Here is a 7,088-nt window from a genome sequence, read left to right as displayed (position 1 = left end):
GCCTCGCCCCATCGCCGCCGTCCAGTTAGCTCCTCGAGTAGCCCCCGAAACCCCGGTCAAACCCTCGGCGGACGAAACCTCTCGAATCAACCTCTAAGACAGAGCCGTTCGTTTGACAGACCCCAATCCGCCTGATCGCCACCCGGACCGGCCGCCTCACACCTGTCAGTGGCGGCGTTGGCGGTCGGCCAGTGAGCCCGTCAAGTCGGGGTGCCCGCAGATGCGGTCAGATGCCCGCGCATAAGGATCCCGTCCCGGCGCAGTCCTGCCTCAACGTCCCGAACGGGGTAGCGGGCGACACCCGCGTTGTTGAGGATCTGCATCACCGTCGGATGCGGCTGCACGTCGTGGACCGCTGCCTGGAGCACGCCGTCCACGTGATGCCCGCCGGCCGCCACCTGGGTCGCGGTGCCGGCGTGGAAGGCGAACATCACGAAGTGGTAGGAGCCGTTCTCGGCGCGAATCTCGTACACCCCGGTCAGTGTCAGCTCGCCCGCCTCGAAGCCTGCTTCTTCCACCGTCTCCCGGCGGGCCGCGTCCTGCGCTGACTCTCCGAACTCGATCTTGCCGCCGGGCAGCAGCAGCCATCCTGCGTACGGGCCGCGCTGCTGCCGGACGAACACCACCTCACCAGCAGCGGTGGAGATGATCGTCAGCGCGGCGACGGTCGGCTTCGTAGTCACAACTGCCTGCCCTCGGTGCCCGGGCTGATGGTGCCCGCATCGCGTATCAGCGGTTCGCTGGGCGGTGGGCGTTCGTGGCACTTTACCGGCGACGGTAGGAGCCTTCAACCATGCCCGGCCTCCGTGGTGTCGGCTTATGGGGGGAGCGCACCGCGCGGTCGGGTCGCGGGACATCCACCGTGTGCGCCGACAGCGCGGCGCGTTTCGCCCTGCCCGACCTCCATGCCGGACTGTGCTGTCGGAGTACCGGGGTTCGGAGTCGGCGGGGTGGACGCTTTTGATCGTGAACGAGGTGGCTCTGCGTGTGCGATGAGCTCCCGTTTGCTCGTTTGGGGTGGGAGCGCCGAGTCGCGCGTCGAAGGTTCGTGTCGAGGGTGTTCGACACGCGGTCGGGCGAGTCTACTGGTTCCTGGCATCACGGATGCCAGACCGGGATTCGGAGCGGCGAAGGGTGCGCCCTGTGGCCGGCGTGACGGCTGCCGGCTCCGCAACCTCTCGCGAAGCTGCCTGCAGGTTGACTTGGCTTCGGCTGGCGACGGCAACCAACCACATAACCAGGAAGTGATGACATGACTACCGCTAGTGGGAGTGTTGTGCGGGATCCCGTGGCGCTGCGGGCGGCGATGGTGGCGGAGTTGGGAGAGGACACGATCAGGTTGCAGGCGGTGGCTGCGGCGTTCTCGGTCGTGCCGCGTCACCTGTTCGCCCCAGGCGAGCCGCTGGACGTGGTGTACGACTCGAATACCCCGCTGGTGACGAAGACTGGTCCGGACGGTAAGGCGCTCAGTTCGGTGTCGGCGGCGCACATCCAGGCGGTGATGTTGGAGCAGGCCGAGATCGAGCCGGGGATGCGGGTTCTGGAGATCGGTTCGGGTGGGTACAACGCGGCGCTGATCGCGGAGCTGGTCGGCCCGCAGGGGGCGGTGACGTCGGTGGACATCGATCCGGAGATCGTCGCGCGGGCCCGCGCCTGCCTGCAGGCCGCTGGCTACGAGGACCGGGTGTGGGTCGTGCAGGCCGACGCTGAACACGGTGTGCCGGAGCAGGCGCCGTACGACCGGATCATCGTCACGGTCGGGGCGTGGGACATCCCGCCGGCCTGGATCGCCCAGCTGTCCGAGCGCGGCCGGATCGTGGTGCCGTTGCGGTTCGCCGGCCTGTCCCGCTGTATCGCCTTCGACCTGGCCGGAGGGCGTCTGGTCAGTCACAGCTACTGCCTCGGAGGGTTCGTGCCGATGCAGGGCGAGGGCACGTACTCCGAGACGCTGGTGCCGATCCACGGTGAGGCGACACTGCGCATCGACGGGCCGGATCCGGGCTTCGACGTGCCGGCGCTGCGTAAGGCGGTGCACGCGCCGAGGATCGAGCGGTGGTCCGGGGCGGCGTTCGACATGCCCGACGAGCTGGAGTTGTTCGTGGTGACCAGCGCACCCCACGTTCCCTTTCTATACGCGAGCCGGCAGCTGGTGGACCAGGGCGTGTTCACCCCGGCGGTGACCTACGGCACGGCCGCCGTGGTCGAGGGCGGCAGTCTCGCGTACCGGACGAAACGGGAGAACGAGGGCCTCGGTGGGTGGGAGAGCGGTGTCTACGCCTACGGCCCGCAGGCCGAGGTGGTCGCTGACCGGTATGTGGGGCTGTTGCGCCGCTGGGCGGCGGACTTCCGCCGTCGCGGGGCCGCCCGTATCGAGTACCTGCCCACCAGCGCGGGCGTGCCGGACGGCTGGTACGTGCCGAAGCGCCATGGAGTCGTCGCGGTGTCCTGGCGTTGACAGCTACCGGCGTTCCGGCCGGGACGCCGGGTGGATCACAACCCCCTCGAAGGAGGCTGTCGTGTCGATCATGACCGAGGAGCGGATCGCTCCGTCCGTGTCGCCGGTGGCGGTGGACGGGAAGAAGGACGAGTTCGGGCCGGACGACTGGGAGCTGGACATCAGTTTCGTCGAGTCCGGCGAGGGCGTCGACAAGCTGATCTACATGACGAACGACGGGTGCGGCAAGACCTGCCAGTCCGCCTGCACCAGCTGCCCGAAGTAAGACGCAGATCCGGGGCGCCTGGTCGCGTGACGTTCGCCGCGCGGCCGGGCGCCTCACGTTCGCAGGGGAGGACGTGTGTACCGGCACCTGGACGCGCTGGTGGTGCGCGCGACGCCCTGCCCTCCCGATCGGCTGGTCGGCTGGTGGCCGGACCTGACCGGCGCGCCGGACGCAGGGTCGTGGCGGTGGTGGTTGGGGCAGGTGTTCGCGGCGCCGCGGTTCGCGGCGGCGGTGGAGCTGGCCAGTCCCGTGCTCGCCGACCGTGTCCGCGCGGTGTGCGACGGCCGGGTCGGGGAGGGTGAGGCGCGGCGGGTGGTGGTGTCGGTCCTGCGTTACCTGTTGCGGATGCGTGGGCGGGCGACGCCCTACGGCTTGTTCGCTGGGATCGCCGCCGCGGGTCTGGCCCCCACCGCCGCCGTCCGGTTCGGTGACGGGCACCGGGCGGTGCCACGGGTACGGGCGGCGTGGCTTTCGGGCCTGGTCGACGGGCTGGAGGCCGATCCGGTGCTTCGGCCGCACCTGACGGTCCGCGCCAACAATCTCCTGACGTGCCGCGACAGGCAGATCGTGCTGGAGCACCGCACCCACCAGAAGCCCGGGGAACGGCCCACCCAGGTGCACGTGCGCGCCACCGGCCCGGTGCTCACGGCGCTGACGGCGGCGGCGGACCCGATTCGACTGGGGGATCTGGCCGCCGTGCTTGCCGCCGACCACGGCGCCCCCGTCGGGGTGGTACATGCGCTGCTCGCGCGGATGGTGTCGCAACGTCTCCTGCTGACCGCGCTACGGCCGCCAACCACCTGCACCGACCCACTGTCCGGCGTCACCGCCGGCCTTCAGCAGGCGGTGGCCGACGCCGACGCCGGCACCCCCGGCGACAGCGCGCTCGCCCAGGCGCGTGCGACGCTCGCCGTGCTGCGCACCCTCTCCGAACGGGCCGTGTCGGACACCGCGGCGCCTGGTGCGCGACTGGCCGAGACGATGACGGGTCTGCACCCCGCCGACGAGCCGCCGGTCGCGATGGACCTGCGGCTGGACGCCGACGTGCGTGTTCCCGAGGTGGTAGCGGTAGAGGCGGCGAGCGCAGCCGGCGCCTTGGTGCGTCTCGCCGCTGCCGGCCGTGGGGGGTGGACGGCGTGGCACCGCCGTTTCCTCGAGCGTTACGGACCCCATGCGATCGTGCCGGTCCGTGACGCGGTGGACGCCGATCTCGGCCTGGGATACCCCGCCGGTTACCGCGGCGCTACCCCCGCGCCGCCGCCGGCCCTGACCGCGCGGGATCGGAAGCTGATGGCCCTCGCCCAGGACGCGGCGCTGCGACGCGAGCGTGAGGTCGTGCTCGATGACGCCGCCATCGCCGACCTCACCGGTGGCGCACCCGTCGTATCTGTCCAGCCGAGCACCGAGCTGACCGTCACCGTGCATGCCCGTACCACCCGGGACCTCGACCGGGGCGAGTTTCAGCTGGAGGTGGTCGGCGTGTCCCGCAATGCCGGCACTGTCACCGGCCGGTTTCTCGACCTGCTCGACCCTGCGGACCGGAAGCGAATGACCGGCGAGTACGCGGCGCTACCTCAGGTGACCCGTGGCGCGTTGCAAGTGCAGGTGTCGGCGGCGGCCCTCTACACGGTCACCGAAGACGTGGCCCGCGCCCCCCACGTGATGCCGCACCACCTCTCGCTCGGGGAGTACCACGACAACGCGCCCGACCGGATCGCGCTGGATGACATCGCGGTCACCGCTGATGCTGACCGGGTCTACCTGGTGTCGGTCTCCCGGCGGCGGGTGGTGGAGCCGATCGTGCTCAACGCGGTCGAACAGGTGCACTACACCCTGCCGATCGTGCGTTTCCTCACCGAGGCCCCCACTGCCTTCACGGCACCGTGTGACGGCTTCGACTGGGGCGCTGCGAGCGGTCTGCCGTTCCTGCCCGCCCTGCGCTACCAACGGACCATCCTGTCACCGGCACGCTGGCTACTACCAGCCAATGCCCTGCCCGCCCCTGCGGTGAGCTGGCGGGAGTGGAGCCGGGCACTGGCATCCTGGCGTGACACCACCGGCTGCCCACCGGGGGTGTACCTCGGCGACAGCGACCAGCGCATCCGGCTGGACCTCGCCAAGCCGGCGCATCAGGCCCTGCTGCGCGACCACCTGCGCCGTACCCCGACCGCCGTACTGCGCACCGCGCCCCCGCCTGACACAGCCGGCTGGATCGGCGGGCACGCCCACGAGATCGTCGTCCCCCTGGCCGCCACAATCCACCCGGCATCACCACCACACGCGCTTGCCACCGCACCCGTGGTCGACGTCCGCGAACACGGGCACCTCCCCGGCGTCGGTGAACACCTCTTCGTCAAGCTGTACGGCCATCCCGACCGACAGACACCAATCCTCACCCGACACCTCCCGTCCTTGCTCCGCAAGCTCGACCCACAGACACGATGGTGGTTTCTGCGCTACGGCGACCCCGATGCGCACCTACGGCTGCGGCTGACCGGCAACGCGAACCTCGCCACACTCGCCGAGTGGACACATGGCCTGCGCCGCGTCGGCCTGATCGCCCGCGTGCAGGTTGACACCGACTACCCGGAGACCGGCCGCTTCGGCGGTCCCACCGCCGACGCTGCCGCCGCCGGGGTCTTCGCCGCCGACTCCGCAGCCGCCGTCACCCAGTTGGCTGCCATCGACCGTGGACGGGCATCCGATGTTCGTGCGGTGACCGCAGCGAGCCTGCTGCACCTCACGACCGCCCTGATCGGTAACACCACCGCCGGCATGCGGTGGCTCATCGACCACACCCGCCCGCAGCGATCCGCCCCACCCCGCGACGTGTATCAGCGCACGATCACGCTCGCCAACCCCGACCAGACCGGCCTTAACATCCTCGGTGACGGCACCGAGTTGCGGGCTGCATGGCAGCGGCGCCACGAGGCGTTGACCACCTACCGCGCCACCCTGCACACCGCAGGCGCCGCTGTGGACAGCGTGCTGCCTGACCTGCTGCACCTGCACCACACCCGCATGATCGGCCCCGACCTGGACAGCGAACGGGCCTGCCTGCACCTGGCCCGTGCCGCCGCGCTGAGCTGGACCGCCCGCACCCGGAACGAACAATGAGCCCTACGCACCCGAGCGCGCTCGCGGCGTCAACAGCCATCGCTGATGCATTGGCCGACCCACACGCCATCCCACCCGCATTTGAGGGGCGGGCGAGACCGCAGTCCCTCGCGGGCGGCGCGGTCGGTATCGCCCTGCTGCACATCGAACGAGCCCGCACCGGCCACGGCGACGACACCATCGCCCACACCTGGCTGAAACTCGCCACATCCCAGCCGGTCAGTACCGGAGGCAACGCCAACCTGTTCCACGGCGCACCCGCAGTCGGCCTCGCCCTGCACGCCACCGGCACGACCCGCTACCGGCGCGCGCTGGCCGCGCTCGACGACACCACCATCGCCCTAACCCGAGCGCGCCTGGCCGCCGCTCACACCCGCATCGACCGCGGTGATCCGCTGCCGATGCGCGAGTTCGACCTGATCCACGGCCTGACCGGACTCGGCGTCTACCACCTGCACCGCCACCCCGGCCACCCCGTCACCCGCGACGTGCTCGCCTACCTGATCCGCCTCACCCGCCCTCTGCCCGGCCAGCGCGATGCCACCGAACTGCCACCGTGGTGGATGCAGGTCGGTCTGTCCGGCGAACCCGACCCCGACCATCCGCACGGGCACGGGAACCTGGGAGTCGCCCACGGCATCAGCGCCGTCATCGCGCTGCTCTCCCTCGCCGTCCTTCACGACCTGACCACCACCGGCCTGCACGACGCTCTCGCCCGCCTCTGCTCCTGGACCGACCAATGGCGCCAAGACGACCACCTTGGCCCGTGGTGGCCCGGCTACCTCACCATCGACCACACCGGCCGCCTCGCACCGTCGCACCGTCCACGGCCCTCCTGGTGCTACGGCATCGCCGGCACCGCACGGGCCCAACAACTGGCTGGCATCGCTCTCGGCGACGCCCGCCGGCAGGCAGTCGCCGAACGCGGGGTCCTGGCCGCGCTGCGTGACCCGGCCCGACCGGACCTCCTCCCCGAGATCGGCCTGTGCCACGGCAAAGCCGGCCTGCTCCACGCCGCATTCCGCATGGCGGTCGACGCCCGCAGCCCCGCCCTGGCCGGTGAACTACCCGACCTGGCCAGCCACCTCGCCGCCCAGCTACTGAGCGAGCCGATGACCGACCCGGAACTCATGGACGGCGCTACCGGCGCCGTCCTCGCGCTGCACGCCGTCGGCACCGGCACCCCACCCATGTCCGGATGGGACGCGGCCCTCCTGCTCGCCTGACACCACCCGACCCGCACACCGGCCC

Annotated in this window: 5 protein-coding genes; 4 read left to right on the top strand and 1 reads right to left on the bottom strand. The window is 70.9% G+C overall.

The annotated features are described in order from the left end of the window. Positions 1–200 precede the first annotated feature (200 nt). Positions 201–683: an NUDIX hydrolase gene (locus tag ACIG87_RS26710; RefSeq protein WP_396854160.1), complete on the bottom strand. Its 483-nt coding sequence runs from the start codon at positions 681–683 to the stop codon at positions 201–203. Positions 684–1,276: 593 nt separating this feature from the next. On the opposite strand from ACIG87_RS26710, the gene fxlM reads away from it, so the two are divergent. From fxlM to ACIG87_RS26690, 4 genes are all read left to right on the top strand, one after another. Then, complete coding sequence (gene fxlM / locus ACIG87_RS26705; protein ID WP_396854158.1) at positions 1,277–2,455, top strand: methyltransferase, FxLD system; 1,179 nt, start codon at positions 1,277–1,279, stop codon at positions 2,453–2,455. Between the two features lie 70 nt (positions 2,456–2,525). Then, positions 2,526–2,720 carry an FxLD family lanthipeptide gene (locus ACIG87_RS26700; protein ID WP_189041652.1) on the top strand — a complete coding sequence of 65 codons (195 nt, stop codon included), beginning with the start codon at positions 2,526–2,528 and terminating at the stop codon, positions 2,718–2,720. 75 nt (positions 2,721–2,795) lie between these two features. Continuing rightward, a complete protein-coding gene (locus ACIG87_RS26695; RefSeq protein WP_396854157.1) occupies positions 2,796–5,837 on the top strand; it encodes a lantibiotic dehydratase in 3,042 nt (1,013 codons plus the stop codon). 50 nt (positions 5,838–5,887) lie between these two features. Further along, positions 5,888–7,063 carry a lanthionine synthetase C family protein gene (locus ACIG87_RS26690; RefSeq protein ID WP_396854156.1) on the top strand — a complete coding sequence of 392 codons (1,176 nt, stop codon included), beginning with the start codon at positions 5,888–5,890 and terminating at the stop codon, positions 7,061–7,063. Positions 7,064–7,088: the final 25 nt, after the last annotated feature.

It is taken from the genome of Micromonospora sp. NPDC051925 (assembly GCF_044548625.1).
Classification (GTDB): Bacteria; Actinomycetota; Actinomycetes; order Mycobacteriales; family Micromonosporaceae; genus Micromonospora.
Note: the sequence above shows the minus strand (reverse complement) of the source record. Positions and strands in the feature narration are given on the sequence as shown.

Excerpts from the sequence above, each read along its gene's own strand:
- ACIG87_RS26700 (WP_189041652.1), top strand. The coding sequence starts at position 2,526 with ATGACCGAGGAGCGGATCGCTCCGTCCGTGTCGCCGGTGGCGGTGGAC.